General features: G+C 71.2%; 13 protein-coding genes. 2 read left to right on the top strand and 11 right to left on the bottom strand.

Features of this window, described 5'->3' with window-relative positions:
- Positions 1 to 10 precede the first annotated feature (10 nt).
- From NCCP_RS10545 to NCCP_RS10495, 11 genes are all read right to left on the bottom strand, one after another.
- Positions 11 to 1,033, bottom strand: coding sequence for an aldo/keto reductase (locus NCCP_RS10545; RefSeq protein ID WP_149957221.1), 1,023 nt, complete (start codon positions 1,031 to 1,033; stop codon positions 11 to 13).
- A gap of 142 nt (positions 1,034 to 1,175) precedes the next feature.
- Positions 1,176 to 2,300 (bottom strand): YkvI family membrane protein, encoded by a 1,125-nt coding sequence (locus NCCP_RS10540; protein WP_149957220.1) that lies wholly within the window; start codon positions 2,298 to 2,300, stop codon positions 1,176 to 1,178.
- Between the two features lie 258 nt (positions 2,301 to 2,558).
- A complete protein-coding gene (locus NCCP_RS10535) occupies positions 2,559 to 6,137 on the bottom strand; it encodes a TM0106 family RecB-like putative nuclease (RefSeq protein ID WP_149957219.1) in 3,579 nt (1,192 codons plus the stop codon).
- Positions 6,138 to 6,245: 108 nt separating this feature from the next.
- Positions 6,246 to 7,883: an ABC-F family ATP-binding cassette domain-containing protein gene (locus tag NCCP_RS10530; RefSeq protein ID WP_149957218.1), complete on the bottom strand. Its 1,638-nt coding sequence runs from the start codon at positions 7,881 to 7,883 to the stop codon at positions 6,246 to 6,248.
- Between the two features lie 71 nt (positions 7,884 to 7,954).
- Positions 7,955 to 8,809: an SDR family oxidoreductase gene (locus tag NCCP_RS10525; RefSeq protein ID WP_149957217.1), complete on the bottom strand. Its 855-nt coding sequence runs from the start codon at positions 8,807 to 8,809 to the stop codon at positions 7,955 to 7,957.
- Between the two features lie 219 nt (positions 8,810 to 9,028).
- Positions 9,029 to 9,328, bottom strand: coding sequence for a hypothetical protein (locus NCCP_RS10520; RefSeq protein WP_149957216.1), 300 nt, complete (start codon positions 9,326 to 9,328; stop codon positions 9,029 to 9,031).
- A 253-nt stretch (positions 9,329 to 9,581) separates the two neighbouring features.
- Positions 9,582 to 9,989 carry a DoxX family protein gene (locus NCCP_RS10515; protein ID WP_149957246.1) on the bottom strand — a complete coding sequence of 136 codons (408 nt, stop codon included), beginning with the start codon at positions 9,987 to 9,989 and terminating at the stop codon, positions 9,582 to 9,584.
- A gap of 144 nt (positions 9,990 to 10,133) precedes the next feature.
- Positions 10,134 to 10,955, bottom strand: coding sequence for an SGNH/GDSL hydrolase family protein (locus tag NCCP_RS10510; RefSeq protein WP_149957215.1), 822 nt, complete (start codon positions 10,953 to 10,955; stop codon positions 10,134 to 10,136).
- Positions 10,956 to 11,116: 161 nt separating this feature from the next.
- Complete coding sequence (locus tag NCCP_RS10505) at positions 11,117 to 11,752, bottom strand: DUF3105 domain-containing protein (protein WP_149957214.1); 636 nt, start codon at positions 11,750 to 11,752, stop codon at positions 11,117 to 11,119.
- 88 nt (positions 11,753 to 11,840) lie between these two features.
- The gene (locus tag NCCP_RS10500; RefSeq protein WP_149957213.1) at positions 11,841 to 12,677 is read right to left on the bottom strand and encodes a DUF305 domain-containing protein; all 837 of its coding nucleotides are present in this window, start codon (positions 12,675 to 12,677) and stop codon (positions 11,841 to 11,843) included.
- Positions 12,678 to 12,781: 104 nt separating this feature from the next.
- Positions 12,782 to 13,228: a hypothetical protein gene (locus NCCP_RS10495; RefSeq protein ID WP_149957211.1), complete on the bottom strand. Its 447-nt coding sequence runs from the start codon at positions 13,226 to 13,228 to the stop codon at positions 12,782 to 12,784.
- Positions 13,229 to 13,545: 317 nt separating this feature from the next.
- On the opposite strand from NCCP_RS10495, the gene NCCP_RS10490 reads away from it, so the two are divergent.
- The gene (locus tag NCCP_RS10490; RefSeq protein ID WP_149957209.1) at positions 13,546 to 14,337 is read left to right on the top strand and encodes a M50 family metallopeptidase; all 792 of its coding nucleotides are present in this window, start codon (positions 13,546 to 13,548) and stop codon (positions 14,335 to 14,337) included.
- A gap of 126 nt (positions 14,338 to 14,463) precedes the next feature.
- Positions 14,464 to 15,885 carry an NAD(P)/FAD-dependent oxidoreductase gene (locus NCCP_RS10485; protein WP_149957207.1) on the top strand — a complete coding sequence of 474 codons (1,422 nt, stop codon included), beginning with the start codon at positions 14,464 to 14,466 and terminating at the stop codon, positions 15,883 to 15,885.
- Positions 15,886 to 15,937: the final 52 nt, after the last annotated feature.

The raw sequence follows: 15,937 nt of genomic DNA, 5'->3' as shown, positions 1-15,937 counted from the left end.
GGGACGGGCGTTACGCCTGGGACGTCTCGTCCGGGAACGTCTCGTCCGGGAACGTCTCCGTGTCGATGGCCGCCTGCTGGGCCGGGCTGTAGCGGGGGCCGTGGACGGTTCCGTGGTTGATCAGGGCGTCCAGTTCGGCGAGCGTCGCGGCGTCGAGCACCACGTCCTCGGCGGTGAGGTTCTCGTCCAGGTGCTCCTTCCGGGTGGTCCCGGGGATGGCGACGATGTGGTCGCCCTGGGCCAGCACCCAGGCGATGGCCAGTGCCGCCGGCGTCGTGCCGAGGCGCCCGGCGATGGCGCTGAACCCGGCGAGCAGTTCCAGGTTCCGCGGATAGTTGTCTGCATTGAAGCGTGGCATGTGGTGGCGCATGTCGCCCTTGGGCAGCGCGGCCGGATCGGCCAGCTTTCCGGTGAGGAACGCGCGGGCCAGAGGGCTGAAGGCCACCAGGGTGGTGCCCAGCTCGCGGCAGGCCTGAGAGAGGCCCAGCTCCGGGTTGCGGGTCCACAGCGAGTATTCGTTCTGCACGGCCGCGACCGGGTGGACCGCGTGGGCCCGGCGCAGCGTCGCGGCCGAGACCTCGGACAGGCCGATGCCGCCGATCTTCCCCTCCGCCACCAGCTCCGCCAGCGCGCCGACGCTGTCCTCCACCGGCACCGACCTGTCCAGGCGGTGCAGGTAGTAGAGGTCGATCCGGTCCGTGTTCAGCTTGCGCAGCGAGGCCTCCGCCTGCGCCTTGATGGTTGCCGGGCGCCCGTCGGTGGCTCCGCGCCCGTTCACCATGGCCAGCCCGCACTTGCTGGCCAGGAAGTATTCGTCCCGCCGGCCCAGCAGCGCAGACCCGAGCAGCTCCTCGTTCCGCCCGCCGCCGTAGAGCGTGGCGGTGTCGAAGTGGTCGACGCCCGCATCCAGCGCGTGCTGCAGCAGCCGGGCCCCCTCCTGTGCGGTGGGGAAGTTCGAATAGCCGTGGCTGAGGTTCATGCAGCCAAGTCCTACCGGGCGGACGGTGGTACCCGCGAGGGTGCGCTTTTCCATAGGACTTTCCTAACACGTTTCCTGGTCCGGCGGCGGGCCGACCCGCAGCAGGGGCGGCCGGGCCCGCCGCGGGACGGGAACGGGCCCGGGCGCCGGTGGATCTCCGGCGCGCTCCGGGCCCGTGGGGTGCCGGCCGAACCCGCTACATCGGCTGGCGCCGGACCAGCCGGGTGCCGGTCTTGACCAGCATCAGGACCAGCAGCAGGATGCCCACGTAGCCGTTGACCACGTACACGAGGTTGACCATCTGGGAAAACGGCAGGAGCAGGCCGATGACGGTCCCCACGGCGGCCAGGGCGATGGTCAGGTACTTGAAGCGGGGGGTCTTGTCGGTGAAGAAGCGCGAGGAGACGGTCCACAGCAGCGGGACGGCGGTGGTGTAGATGCCGGCGAGGATCATGACCGAGATCCCGGAGGCGAGCAGGACATTCACGTCGCCGGCCAGGACCAGCATCGGGATTTCGGTTCCGCCAACCCGCGTGATGTTGGCGAGCAGGCCCAGGCCGACGATGATGCAGGCCGCCGAGAAGACGATCGCCCCGAGCAGCGCGCCGGAGGAAGCTTCCTTGCGGCTCTTCGCCGTCTTGCCGAGCGCAGTCAGGAACGCGGCCAGCCACAGCATGCAGAAGCCCACGTAGGACAGGCCGGACATGAACCAGTTCGTGGAGGCCTGGGTGAGTTCCAGGGAGGGCAGCAGGGCGTTGCCCTCGGCGATCCCGCCCGGGTTGCGGAGGATGCCCACAAGCCCGAGGGCGATCGCGACCACGACGATCAGCGGGCCGATCTTGCCGATGACGTCCACCAGGCTCTTCAGGCCGAACCAGACGCTGGCACTGACGGCCAGGGCCAGCGCGATGCCGCCAAGGTACTTCGAGACCCCGTAATGCTCCTCCAGGACGGCGCCGGCGCCGGAGACCATCACGGTGAAGCTCAGGAAGACGAAGAGGATCGAGAAGAAGTCGAAGAACGTCCCCAGGTGCTTGCCGCAGTAGTAGTGGAAGATCTGCGAGGGCCGGTCATACTTCTTGGCCTGGCCCACCAGGAAGAATTCGACGGCGACGTAGGTCATGAGCACCAGGACCAGGAGTCCGGTGCCGAAGACGCCCCAGTACCCGTAGGACGTGAAGTACTGCAGGATCTCCTGTCCGGTGGCGAATCCGGAGCCGATCAGGAACGCCACAATGGCACCGGCGTAGGCGAGGATGCGGGAAAGGCTGCCCTTTCCGGGGGTGTCCGCCCGTGTGCCGGTGGACGTCAACTGTGCCATGGTGCTCTTCTTTCGGAGGTTCATCCGAGGCTCATGAATACGGCCCGGAGTTTGATATATCAGTTCTCATAAAACATATATATCGCCTCTGACTTGGTCAATAGCCGGGAAAGAGATAACGCAGAAAGCCGTGGAGCGGGGCCGCGCCTGGCCGCGGCCCCGCAGTTTTGGGCGCGCGGTCCCGCCCTGCCCGCCGGTTCCCGCGACGACCGTGGGAACAACAGCACCGTGGGAACAACAGCACCGTGGGACCAACAGCTAGGCCCCTCCTGAGCAGAGCCCCACGAACGCCCCCAGCTCGGCCAGAGCGGCCGGGCGGTTGGGCATATGGCTGGTCAGCTCCGGAGAGCGGACGATCACCGCACGCCATTGCCCCCGCGACACCGCCACGTTGATGCGGTTGCGGTTGAGCAGGAACTCCATGCCGCGCGGGGCCTCGGCCGCATTGGAGCACGCCATGGTCACGATCACCACCGGGGCCTCCTGGCCCTGGAACTTGTCCACGGTCCCGACCCGCACTCCGGAGAGCCCGGCGGCTTCCAACACGTCGCGCACCACGTTGACCTGCGCGTTGTATGCGGCGACCACCAGGATGTCCTCCTGGCCCAGCCCCCGGGCCCCCGAGCCCCTGCCGTCGTCCCAGGCCAGCCCCAGGTGCCGGCGGACCTGGCGCAGGACCTCCCCGGCCTCCTCGGTGGAGGAGGTCGCGTTGCCGGTGTGCTCCACGCAGACGGTCTCCACCCCGGCCGGTTCGCGCTCCAGGTGCCGCAGGGCCGCGGCAGGTGCGGACTTCAACTGCCCGTCGTAGCTCAGCCGGGACACGGCCTCGCACAGCGCCGGGTGCATCCGCCACGAGTCGGCCAGGAAGTACCCCAGCTCCGGAGGAAGCGTCGCGTGCCCGGCGGAGAGCCAGCCGAGGGCGGACTCGTCCACCGGCTCGGGATGCGTGCCTTGGGTGACCTGCGGAAGCTGCTGCGGGTCGCCCAGCAGCAGGAGGCGGCGCGCGGCCCGGGACACGGCCAGCGTGTTCGCCAGCGAGTACTGCCCCGCCTCGTCGACCACCAGCAGGTCCAGCGCGCCGGCGGGAATGTTCTTGCCCGTCATGGTCCACGCGGTGCCGCCCACCAGCGCCCCCTCCGGCCCCTCCAGCAGCCCGGCGAGCGCCTTGTCGCCGGTGACTTTCCACGGCACCCTGGCCCCGTCTTTTTGGGCTGCGGGGTCCTTGGGCTTTTTGCCCACGCGCTCCGGGTCCACCCCCGCCTTTTCCACGGCGGCGGCCAGCATGTTTTCGACCACGGCGTGGGACTGCCCCACTACGCCGACCTTCCAGCCGCGCGCCACCAGGTTCGCGATCACGTGCGAGCCCACGTGCGTCTTGCCGGTGCCCGGAGGGCCCTGCACCGCCAGGTAGGAATGGTCCAGGTCCGCCACCGCCTCGGTGATGGCCCCAATGTAGTCCAATTGGCCGTGGCCGTCCGGCCCCACCGCGGGGGGCGCCTGCAGCGTCCGGAACCGCGGTGCGGCCTTGCGCAGGATCTCCAGCCCCGGGTGGCGGGGCAGCGCGGGCAGCGTTCCGCCCACGGTGCGGGCGAGCTCGGCCAGGGCCTCGCGGATCGGGGTGGTGCGGATGGGCTGGTCCGGAGCCAGCACGATCGGCAGGTGCGGGTACGGCTCCACCTTGCCGCTGGACTTTTCCGCGATGGTCAGCACAGCCCCGCCGTTTTCCTCGTCCAGCTCGGCCTCCAGGACCTCGGTGGAAAACATCCCGCCCCGGCCCAGGGCCGAGCCGCGCGAGGGCTCGATCCCCTCGGGCAGGGAACCGCCAAACATGCGGAACCAGGTGGTTCCGGGCCGGAAGTCGGAACCGGGAGGCATGGTCCCGCGCAGGCGCACGGTGCGGGTCTCGGTACGGGCCCGCGGGGTGGACTTGGCCCAGTCGTCCAGGACCTCGGCTTCCTCCACCACGAAGACGTTGCGGGTCTCGGCCCACTCGTCCACGGGCTTGTCCAGCCGGTCGTAGTGGCCCCACCAGAACTGCTTCTCCTCGCGCCGGTGGTAGCCGGTGGCGGCGGCGACCATCGCGACCGCCCGTTCGTCCGCGGTCAGGTCCCGGTCCGCCGGCAGCGCTTCCAGGAACGCGCGCAGGCGCAGCTCCTCCGGGGACGGCTCCTCCTGCGGAACCTCGGGGCCCCCGTCCGGTTCAAGGACGCCCTGCCGGGGAGCCTGCGGTGCGGGCCCGGCCGGAACCAGGCCCACCAGCCAGTCGCGCAGGCGCAGCGTGGAGAGGCAGTCGTACTCGTTGTAGGCGGCGATCGCCTGCAGGGCCGCCGCCGCCTTCTCCGCCTCCCCGGCGTCGCGGGCCGCGCAGTAGTCGGCGTACGCCACCACCGAGGCCCCGGCGTCGACCACGTCCCCGGAGCGCGGAGTCCCGCCCATGTACAGCGGCTCGAGCTTCTTGATCGAGTAGGAGGACTCGGAGATCCGCAGCGAATGGCGGACCGTGTCGTAGAGGTCCACCAGCAGGCCCTCGCGCAGCCAGGCGTCGATGGTGTCCTCCCCGGCGGTGTGCGCCGAGGCGAGGTGGCGCAGCGCGGACTTCTCGTAGGGCGCATAGTGGTAGACGTGCAGGTCCGGCCAGGTGGCCCGGCGCTTCTCCACGTAGTCCAGGAAGTCCAGGAACGCCCGCTTCTCCCCGCCGCGCGAGTGCGCCCAGAACGGGCGGAACACGGGCTGGGGCCCGTCCGCCTCGACGACGCCGAACAGGTACTCCAGGCCCCAACCGCCGTGCGGGTCCTGCCACAGCGGATCGCCCTCGAAGTCGAAGAAGATGTCCCCGGGGCTGGCCGGGGGCAGTTTGCCGATGGTTCCGCCCGGCAGCAGCCGGTAGGAGACCGTGCGCTGGCGCCCGTCCGTTCCCTGGTAGGTGCATGAGCCGTCCGGGGTTTCCCGGCCGGTCTGCATCCGGGCCTGGTCCCGCAGCCGCGCCAGCGGACCCGTCGCCGCCGCCTCGGGCAGCAGCGCGAGGTCGTCGATGGTGCGCACCCCCGCCTCCCGCAGCTTCGCCCGCCGCGCCATGCTCATGCCGGAGACCAGCAGCAGGTCGCGGCTCAGGCTCACCTGCTCGGCGCAGTAGTCGCAGCGGCCGCAGTGGGCCAGCCCGTCCTGTCCCCATTCCACCGGCGCGGCGCCCGCCCGGTGGGAAGCGGTGAGCGCGCGGAAGCGCTGGCGGCGCTCGCGGAAGACCGGCAGCAGGTCCGGCAGCGGGTGCACGCTGCGGCTCATGTCCCCCAGGACCAGGGTCAGGTCCGGATGCGCGGCGAACCCGGCCTTGCCCAACTGCTCCCCGTAGGCGGCCAGCTGCAGCAGTGCCCCGACCTTGGCGTGCCGGGCCAGCTTGGTGTCCCACACCGCGTGGCTGCCATCCGGCTGGCGGACAATGAAGTCCGCGAACCCGAGGAACTCGCCGTCGAAGAACGTGGCCTGGAAGACGACGTCGGCGCCGGCCTCCAGCGCCCGCCACGTTTCGTCGTGGCGCTCCCGCAGGGGCGCCGGCGCCATGGTTGCGGGACGTTCGACCCGGTAGACGCCCGTTCCGGCCTGCGGGTCCCACGGCCCGTGTTCTCCGATGAGCGCTTCCAGGACCTTGCGCTCGTGGGCGTCGCCGAGCTCCCCGGCGCGGGCGAGCATGTGGTCCGCCGCAAACTCCGGCGTGGCGGTGCGGCCCAGCTTTTCGTCCAGGATCCGCAGCGTCCGGTATTCGCATTCACTGGCGCCGACCAGGTCCGAGGCGGAAAAGACCAGGTCGGCAGGGCCAACGGCGGACTCGAGAAAAAACACGCTACCCCCATGGTGTGCTGCGGCTGCCGTGTCTCGGCGGCGGCGGGAACCTCCGCCGTCGCGGCGGGCCCACCCACGAACCTATACGGTCCGGCCGACACTTCCGGCTCAGCGCACCGTGACCGTGCCGCCTTCGACCACCCAGCGCGTGTCCAGCCGCACGTTCTGCAACAGGCGCCGGTCGTGGGAAACCAGCAGCAGCGCGCCGTCGTAGGACTCCAGTGCCTCCTCGAGCTGTTCGATCGCCGGCAGGTCCAGGTGGTTGGTCGGCTCGTCCAGCACCAGCAGGTTCACGCCGCGGGCCTGCAGCAGCGCCAGCGCCGCGCGCGTGCGCTCGCCGGGGGAGAGGCTGATGACGCGGCGGCCCACCTGGTCCGCCTTCAGCCCGAACTTCGCCAGCAGCGTGCGCACCTCGGCATGGTTCATCTCCGGGACCAGCGCCTCGAAGGATTCGCCGAGCAGTTCCTCGTTGCCCAGCAGCCCGCGGGCCTGGTCGATCTCCCCGATGGCCACCGAGGACCCCAGCGACGCGGTGCCCGCATCCGGAGCCTGGTGCCCCAGCAGCAGCCGCAGCAGGGTGGACTTGCCCGCCCCGTTGGGACCGGTGATGCCAATCCGCTCGCCCGCGGCGACCTGCAGGGACACGGGGCCGAGCGTGAAGTCGCCCTGCTTCGCCACGGCCTGGTTCAGCGTGGCCACCACCGAGGAGGAGCGCGGCGCCTCGCCAATGCTGAACTGCAGCTGCCACTCCTTGCGCGGCTCCTCCACCTCATCGAGGCGGGCAATGCGCGATTCCATCTGGCGCACCTTCTGCGCCTGCTTTTCGCTGGATTCGGTGGAGGCCTTGCGCCGGATCTTGTCATTGTCCGGGTTCTTCTTCATGGCGTTGCGCACGCCTTGGGAGCTCCACTCGCGCATGGTGCGGGCGCGGCCGATCAGCTCGGACTTCTTTTCCGAGAATTCGTCGTAGGCCTCCCGCGCGTGCCGGCGCGCCACCTCGCGCTCCTCCAGGAAGGCGTCGTAGCCGCCGTCGTAGACGGACGTCCTGTTTTGGGCGAGGTCCAGCTCGACGACGGTGGTCACGCAGCGGGAGAGGAATTCGCGGTCGTGGGAGACCAGCACGGCGCCGCCGCGCAGGCCCTGCACGAACTTCTCCAGCCGGTCCAGCCCATCCAGGTCCAGGTCGTTGGTGGGCTCGTCCAACAGCACAATGTCGAAGCGGCTCAGCAGCAGTGCAGCCAGGCCCACGCGGGCGGCCTGCCCGCCGGAGAGCCCGGTCATTTCCGCGTCGGGTCCGATCTCCAGGCCCAGGTCGGCGAGCACCGCGGGCATGCGGTCCTCCAGGTCGGCCGCGCCGGAAGCCATCCAGCGGTCGAAGGCGGCGGAGTAGGCCTCGGCGGACGCGTCCGTGCCGTCGGCCAGGGCCTTTGCGGCGGCCTCCATCGCCCGGGTGGCCGCGGCGGCGCCGGTGCGCCGGGCGATGTACGCGGCGACGGTTTCCCCGGGCACGCGCTCGTGCTCCTGCGGGAGCCAGCCCACGAACGCGTCCGCCGGGGCGGTGCTTACGGAGCCGGCCTGCGGGGTGTCGACGCCGGCCAGCAGGCGCAGCAGCGTGGTCTTGCCCGCCCCGTTCTGGCCGACGACGCCGACCACGTCGCCGGGGGCGACGGTGAAGCTCAGGTCGTGGAAGAGGGTGCGGTGGCCGTGGCCGCCCGAAAGGTCCTTGGCGACGAGGGTTGCGCTCATGCCCCCAGTCTAGGGGGCGGGAGCCGCCCGGACGCCAGAGCGCGGCCACGGCCCGGTGCCGGGAAGGCGCGCTAGGAGAGTTCGCGCAGGGTGTCGGCCAGCGGCGTGGTCGGGCGGCCGATCAGGCGGGACAGGTCGCCGGTTGCCAGCTCCAGGGCCCCGGCGCGGATGCCGGCGTCGAGGGCGGTCAGGAACCCGGCCGTGCCTTCGTCCAGGCCCGCCTCAAGGAGCGCCGCGCGGTGTTCCTCGGGGGACAGGTCCCGGTAGACAACCTCGCGGCCGGTGATCTGCGTGAGGACCGCGGCGAGTGTCCGGTAGTCCCAGGCCGTGTCCCCGGACAGTTCGTAGGTCTTGTTCTGGTGCCCGGTCCCGGCCAGTACCGCGGCGGCGGCCTCGGCGTAGTCGCGCCGGGCGGCGCTGGCCACCCGGCCGTCTCCGGCGCTGCCGATGACCACGCCGGTCTGGGCGGCCTGGGCGAGGGTTTGCGCGTAGTTCTCGTTGTACCAGCCGTTGCGCAGGATCGTGTACGGCAGTCCCGAGGCGAGGATGGCCTGCTCGGTGGCCACGTGCTCGGGGGCCAGGACCAGTTTCTCCGGGTCGCCGCCGAGCACGCTGGTGTAGACGATCCGGCCGGCGCCGGCCTTCACGGCGGCGTCGATTGCGTTGGTGTGCTGGCGCACGCGCTGGCCCACCTCGGTTCCGGAGACCAGCAGCACGGCGTCGGCGCCGGCGAAGGCGGCTTCCAGCGCGGACGGATCATCGAAGGAGGCCCGCGCGGTCCGCACGCCCAGGGCTGCGAGCTGCGCCAGCTTCTCCGGATTGCGTCCGATGGCGGTGATTTCCGCCGCCGGTATTCCGGAGGCCAGGAGGCTCTCGATGGCCAGGCGGCCCAAGTGGCCGGTGGCGCCGGTGACGGCAAAAGTCATAGTGAAGGTCCTTTCGGGAAACGGTGCAACGGCCGAAGGGGCCATCCACCCCTGCCAACCGCGGGATCCGCGCGCGCATTCCTGAAGGCGGGCACGCCGCCCCGGATTTCGCTGCCGCGCCCGGTTCCGGGCCGCGGCCTCAACCGGGCGTTACCAGCGCCTGCGGCCAAACTAACCAGCGCCTGCGGCCGAACCAACCAGCGCCTGCGGCCGGGTCAATCAGCGCCTTCGGCCGAACAGCAGCGAGGCCAGTGCCGTGGCGGCGGTGACCGTGTAGACCGACGGCCAGGCGCCGATCTTCTTGGACAGCGGGTGGGAGAGCCCGAACGCGGCAATGTAGGCGCCGGTCAGCGCGGCCGCGCGGCCGGTGCCGGCATTCTTCCTCCACAGCACGAAGGCGCCGGCGCCGGCGGCGGCGAGCACGGCGCCGCCGAGCTTGCGGTTGCCGGTGTCCCGCGCGGTCTTGTAGCCGCCGATCAGGCCGGCGGAGGCGAGCAGGGAAGAGATGAGCGGACCCATGGGGACTCCTTAACGAGCGGACTCAGCGGACTGTCCCCAGCCTAGAGGTCCCGACGGCCCCAAGTCCCCCCACAGCCTGCGGACGGCAGCGGCAAAGTGCCGGAGGAACAGGCGACGGCGGGGGCCGCCCCATAGGAGCGGCCCCCGCCGTCGTGCACTGCCCTGCCCTGCACTGCACTGCCCTGCCCTGCCGTGCCGGGGAGTTGGGCGCGGGGGACTGGGTCGAGGGTTAGGCCAGGGGTTAGGGCAGGGACTAGGCCAGGAAGGAGGCCTTGGCGCGTCCGGCGAACAGGACGCGGTCCAGGGAGAAGCGTCCCGCACCGAGCAGGGCAATGGCTGCGGAACCGGCGGCCAGGGCCAGCACCAGCTCGAAGCCGTTATCCGCGACGAAGATGCCGAATGGGGCATGGACAGTGGCGATCGCGCCCGCCATGGCCAGTGCCAGGGCGGCGCCGGCGACGCGGGCCAGCAGGCCCAGGATCAGGGCGATGCCGCCGGCGACCTCGAGGGTGGCCATGAGCGGGGCGACGAGTCCGGCCGCCGGAATGCCCATCTGTTCGAACGCGGCGGTGGTGCCCGGGATGGTGAACTGGCTGAACTTCTGCCAGCCGTGGGCCAGGAACAGGAAGCCGATCGCCACCCGGAGCACGGCCAGGGCGATGCCGGCAGTGGCCGTGCTCGCGGGGGTCGGCGTCGCCGGGGCGGTCGTCTGTGCGGTCGTCGGGGCGGTGGTGGTGGTCACGGGATTCCTCACGTAAAGCTTGAAGATTGAACCACTTAAGGATGCCCCAGACAAGTTGAACTGTCAACTATCGAGAGTCTGGCCGGTTGCCTCCGGGGCCTGCGGGGGTTCGGGCGGGCCTGCTTCGGGGGTGGCCAGCAGGGCGGCCCTGATGGCCGTGCCCAGGACCGCCGCACCGGCCCGGCTGGGATGCACGCCGTCGTGGGAGAGTCCGGGGCCGAAGCGGCCAGGGTCCATCGCGTCGCGCAACCCCGCGGAGGCGTCCGTCCACTCCCAGCCCTGCCCGGAGGCGAACCCCGGAAGCCAGGCGTTGTAGGCCTCAGTGGGCGCGGCGAAACCGTCCCGGGGCGGGATGGAGCAGACCACCACCCGTGGGGCGCCCACGCGTGCGGCAATGGACTTCAGGTTTTCCGCGATGGCCGTAAAGGGGACGCCCCGGTAAATGTCGTTGGTGCCGGCGAGGATCACCAGCGTATTGACCGATCCCGGCGGGGGCGCGTGGGCGGCCAGTGCCGCGGCCATCTCCGCGGTCGTCGCTCCGTCGCGGGCCCAGCCACCAGCAAACGCCGCGCCCCCGCCCTGGGCGAACCGCACCCAGGAGCGGTTACCGACCGCGCGCGCGGCGACCGCGGGGCTGCCGTCGGCCGTAATGGAATCCCCGGCCACGGCGAAGGCCAGCGCCCCGGCTCCCGGCGGGGGAGCGGCCTGCGGAATCCGCGGCTCCGTGTCCCGCAACCACAGGAGGAGCGCGGCCGCCACCAGTGCGGCGAGGACGCCGGCCGCGGCGGCGAGGCGGCCCGGGCGCGTGGGATGCCCCTGACCGGTGGAAACTCCCGGGCGGGCGGGATGTCCTTGGCGGGCAGTGCGATGCAGGCGGTCACCCATGGCGGCTCCTCCCGAAGGTGCAGGGCCTTCAGGGTAGCCCCCAAATCCCCCGCTGACCGGGGGAAACAGGACACGAATCAGCGACAATCCCGACGCCCCCAAACCCTTGTCCGGAGGCGGTCCGGAGGCGGTCCGGAGGCGGTCCGGAGGCGCAGCCGGGGCTAGCCGTCCAGCCCGCCGGTGCAGGCGGCGCCCGGCTCCGGGGTCTGCTCGCCCTGGCGGTACTTGGCGATGAACGTGGGGATGCGCGGGTCGGAGGCGGTGTCGACGGCCAGCTGGACGCCCCAGGCGGAGAGCTTGATCGGCTCCTCCTGGTCGTTAAACGGGCTGAGCAGCAGGTAGGTGCGCTCACCCACCAGTTCCTCCAGTGCCGCCTTCTCCTCGGCGGAGATGTCCGAGCGGTACGTGATCCAGACCGCGCCGTGTTCCAGCGAGTGCACCGCGTGGGTCTCGTCGATCTCCCTGTTGTAGATCCCGCAGTTCGCCCACACCGGGTAGTGGTCCCCGCCCACACCGGGGCGCTGGGGATAGTCGACGTCGGTCTGGACGTGGTTGGAGGCCAGGTCGGTATAGACCTGCACGCCCTCGATTGGCTGCGAGGCGGCGGCCTCGAGCTCCGCGCGCTGTTTCGCCTCCCCTGACAGGACGACGGCAGTTGGCACGGCGATCGCGAGGGCGGCTGCGGCAGCCACGCCGATGGTGATCAGGCGGGTGCGCTTGGCCTTCTTCTGCTGGTTGGCCACCATGGCCTGGGCCTGTTCGCGCTTGGAATTGGCGGAGGCGGTGTTCTTGCCCATTCTGGTCGAATCCGTTTCTGTTGGAGTTTGGTGAATTGCGTGGGGGGGAGGCAGGGGGCCCTTGGGGCGTTCCCTGCCGCCAGGTGTTCTAGGGCAGGCTGTCCAGCAGGGCGGCCAGGGCCCGGACCTCGGCGTTCTGCGCGGCGACGACCTTCTGCGCGAAGTCCAGGATGAGCGGGTTGTGGGCCCGGTCCAGGGCGGCCTCGGCCATGGCCACCCCGCCCTGGTGGTGGCGGATCATCAGGGTCAGGTAGAGCCGGTCCGCGTCGGTGCCGCGGGCAGCCTCAAGCTGGCGGATCTGTTCCGGGGCGGCCATGCCCATGGACTCCCAACCGTGCGCCTGCGTCCCCTGGGTCGTTCCCTGCGTCCCCGATGTCTCAGCGCCGTGCCCGGTATGGCCGCCATCCTTCGGTGCCATGTCCACCATCCAGGCCATCTCCGGGCGCTCTCCGGTCTGTGGAAGCCCCCAAGTGCGCAGCATGGCGAACAGCTGTCCTGACTGGTGGGCCTGGGTGGTGGCGATGTCGTACGCAATGGAGCGCACGGCCTCGTTGGTGGAATTGTCCCGCACGATCAGGGACAGCTGCACGGCCTGGTTGTGGTGGGTCTGCATGTCGCGGGCGAAACCGGCATCGGCGGACAGTTCGCTCGGGTAGCCGGTGCGCGGGCTGAGCGTCCCCAACATCCAGCCCCCGAACCCGACTGCCACCACCAGGGCTGCGATCGCGGCCAGGAGCGCGCGCTGGGGTCCGCGCCCGGGCGCGGATCCGGCGCCCTGCAGTTCGGGGACGTCCTGCAGTTCGGGGGCGTCCTGCAGTTGGGGGGCGCCGGCCGGGTTGGGGGCGTCCTGTGGTTCGGGGACGACGGCGGCCGGCTGGAGGCTGCCCGGCCGGGGGCCGTCCGGTACTCGGGGGGAGGGGGACATCGTGTTCTCCGGGGTCGTCAGGGGCGCGCGTAGGATGCGCGTCTTGCGGGGGCGCGGCGCGCCGGCCGTGCAGGCAGCGGTGCCGGGCGCGGTGGCGGTGCTCCCTACGTACGGCTGATGGAGAGTGCGATGAGGTCCGGGGCGGGAGCCGGCACCGGGGAGCCGGCCAGCCCGGCCCGTTCAGCCGCGTAGCGCGGGTGGTCCCAGCGCAGGTCCGCGTCCGGGCGCGGACCTGCGGCAGGGGTGGTGAGTTGGAGGTCCGCCTGGTTGTGGCACGCCGGAACGGGCGGGGCCTGGTCCGGGCATGGGCCATCCGCGGCGGCAGGTTCCAGAGGCAGCGGCGCGTCCGGCTGCTGTCCGGCGCCGGCTGGTCCGTCCACAGGATTCACCGCGTCCACGGCATGCTGGGTCCCCTGGTGCCCGGTCCCCGGAGAGGCCAGGGCCTGGGAGGACTGCCCGGCGCTGGAGGTCAGGCAGGCGGACACCACCACGGCGACCAGGGCCACGGCAGCCAGCAGGGCGGCGGCCAGGCGGCAACGGGGCGCAGCCACGCTCCTTGTCCTGCGTGCCACGGTCCAACCACCTCCCTGTCGTTTCGCTGTGCTGTCTTTTCTGCGCTGTCTTTTTTGCTGCCTTGTGTGCTGCGCCCTGGCTGCCCTGCTGGCTTGAGGCGCGCTGCCTCCCGCCACCCTGCTGGCTTGAGGCGCTGCCTCCCGCCACCCTGCGTTGCGCAGCGTCTCAACCGTGTCCGCCGCCTTCCCGGGCGGGGCCCGGACGCCGCACCGGACCGCGGGCGGGGAACGGTTGGCATTGAAAGCGTATCGGACGGTCCCAATTTGCTCACAGCAACGTGTCCTAGCCTCGTCGGATGAACGAAACACACTTTGCGGGGGTTCCGGTGCTGCAGGCGGCAGGGGAGCCCCCGGCCGTAGGGGACTGGTGGGATGCGGTGGTTGCCGGGTTTGCCCACGGTTCCCTGCTGCACCCCGAGCCGATGACCGTCATGCTGATTATCGCGGTGGCCGTGGGCCTTGCCGTGCTGCGGCCCACCTGGCGCTGGTTTGGGCTGTTCGTGACCTTCGTGCACGAGTTGGGCCATGCCTTTGCGGCGCTGACCACGGGGCGGATCGTCAAGGGGATCCATCTGAACTTCGACCACTCCGGCCAGATGACCAGCCTCGGCCGGACCCGGCGGGGAGCCGCGTGGGCAGGCTTCTGGGGCTACCCGGCGCCGGCGCTGGCAGGTGCCGCGCTGGTATGGTCCGCCTGCGCCGGATGGGCCGGTGCGGCCCTGTCCCTTGGCGCCCTGGTCCTGCTGGCGGCACTGCTGTTCATCCGCAACGCCGCCGGGGTCCTCATTGCCGTGGCCTGCGCCACGGTGGCCCAACTGCTGGTGATGTTCATTCCCAAGGAGGCCGTCGCCTACGTGGTGCTGGCATTGGGGATCGGACTGCTGGTCGGCTCCGTGAAGGACTGGTTCAAGGTCCTCTCCGTCCACATCCGGCGGCGCAGCCACGTGCACAGTTCGGACGCCTACATCCTCTACCGGACCACGGGGGTCCCTTCCGGGGTGTGGCTGGCCGGGTTCGCGGCGGTCGTGGCCGCCTGCGCGGGTTTTGCGTTCGCCACCCTCGGGGACGCCGTGGTGTCCTACGCCTAGGCCCGCCCAGTCACCCTGCACCGGCGCGCGCTGATGTGGAGTGCGCCGATGTGGGGTGTGCCACGGGCACGGCCGTATCCTCTGCTGTAGAGCGTGCAGGTGAACCACCTCCGACAAAGGATGGATATGGCCCCGACCCCCACGACGTTCGACCTCGCCGAGAAGGCCGCGGACCGGGGCGCTGTCGCCGCCGCGCTCGCCGGGGCTGCACCGGCCTGCTTTTGGCTGGACACGGCGGAGCGCCCCGAACCCCGCCCGCCGGTGAGCGCGGACCTGGACGCCGACTTAGCCGTGGTCGGGGGCGGATACACGGGGTTGTGGACCGCGCTGATGGCGAAGGAACGCAATCCGCGCCGGCGCGTGGTGCTGCTGGAGGGCCGCCGCATCGGGTGGGCCGCCTCCGGGCGTAACGGCGGATTCTGCCAGTCCAGCCTGACCCACGGCGAAGCCAACGGGCTCAAGCACCTGCCCCGGGAGAACCAGCAGTTGGTCCGGCTGGGGCTGGAAAACCTGCGCGAGATCCGCGAAGCCCTGGAGCGGTACCGGATCGACTGCGACTGGGAGGAGACCGGCAGCCTGGAGGTGGCCACCGAACCGCACCAGGTCGACTGGCTGAGGGGGATGGCGGAGCCCGGGGGCGCGGAGTTCCTGGGCCGGAATGCGGTGCGCGCCGAGGTGAGGTCCCCGACCTACCTCGCCGGCCTCTGGAACCGGCGTGGCACCGCCATGGTCAACCCGGCCAAGCTCGCCTGGGGCCTGGCCCGTGCGTGTGCGGACCTCGGTGTGCGGATCCATGAGGGCACCCCGGTGCGGGGCCTGCGCAGGGAGGGCGCCGGCGTCGTGCTCTCCACGGACGGCGGCGAGGTGAGGGCGGCGAAGGCCGCCCTGGGGACCAACGCCTTCCCCTCCCTGCTCCGGCGCACCCGGCTTTTCACCGTCCCGGTCTACGACTACGCGCTGGTGACCGAGCCGCTGACCGCCCGGCAGGTGGAATCGGTCGGCTGGTGGCACCGGCAGGGCGTGTCCGACCTCAACAACCGCTTCCACTACTACCGGCTCACCGCGGACAACCGGATCCTGTTCGGCGGTTATGACGCGCTCTACCACTTCGGCCGCTCGATGAGGCCCGAATACGAACACTCCGAGGCCACCTACCGCCGCCTCGCCGCCCACTTCCAGGCCACCTTCCCGCAACTGAAGGGGGTGCTTTTCACGCACGCCTGGGGCGGGGCGATCGACACCTGCTCGCGGTTCTTCCCCTTCTTCATGCGCGCCCACGGCGACCCCCAGGCCGGTTACACCGGCCTGGGGGTCGCGGCCACCCGGTTTGGCGCGAACGTGATGCTGGACCTGCTCGACGGCGCCCGCACCGAGCGCACCAGCCTGGAGATGGTGCGGCGCAAGCCCGTGCCCTTCCCGCCCGAGCCCTTGGCCTGGGCGGGAATGAGGCTGACGGCGGCGGCGATGGTCCGGCAGGACCGCAACGCCGGCAAGCGCGGGCCGTGGCTGCGCTGCGCCGACGCGCTGGGGATGGGATTCGATTCGTGAGGGGCTTCACGTCCGGTACCGGGCACCTGTGCCGCGTGGACCGGAGCGAATG

The sequence above is a fragment of the Zafaria cholistanensis genome (genome assembly GCF_008580665.1).
Lineage (GTDB): Bacteria > Actinomycetota > Actinomycetes > Actinomycetales > Micrococcaceae > Zafaria > Zafaria cholistanensis.
Note: the sequence above shows the minus strand (reverse complement) of the source record. Positions and strands in the feature narration are given on the sequence as shown.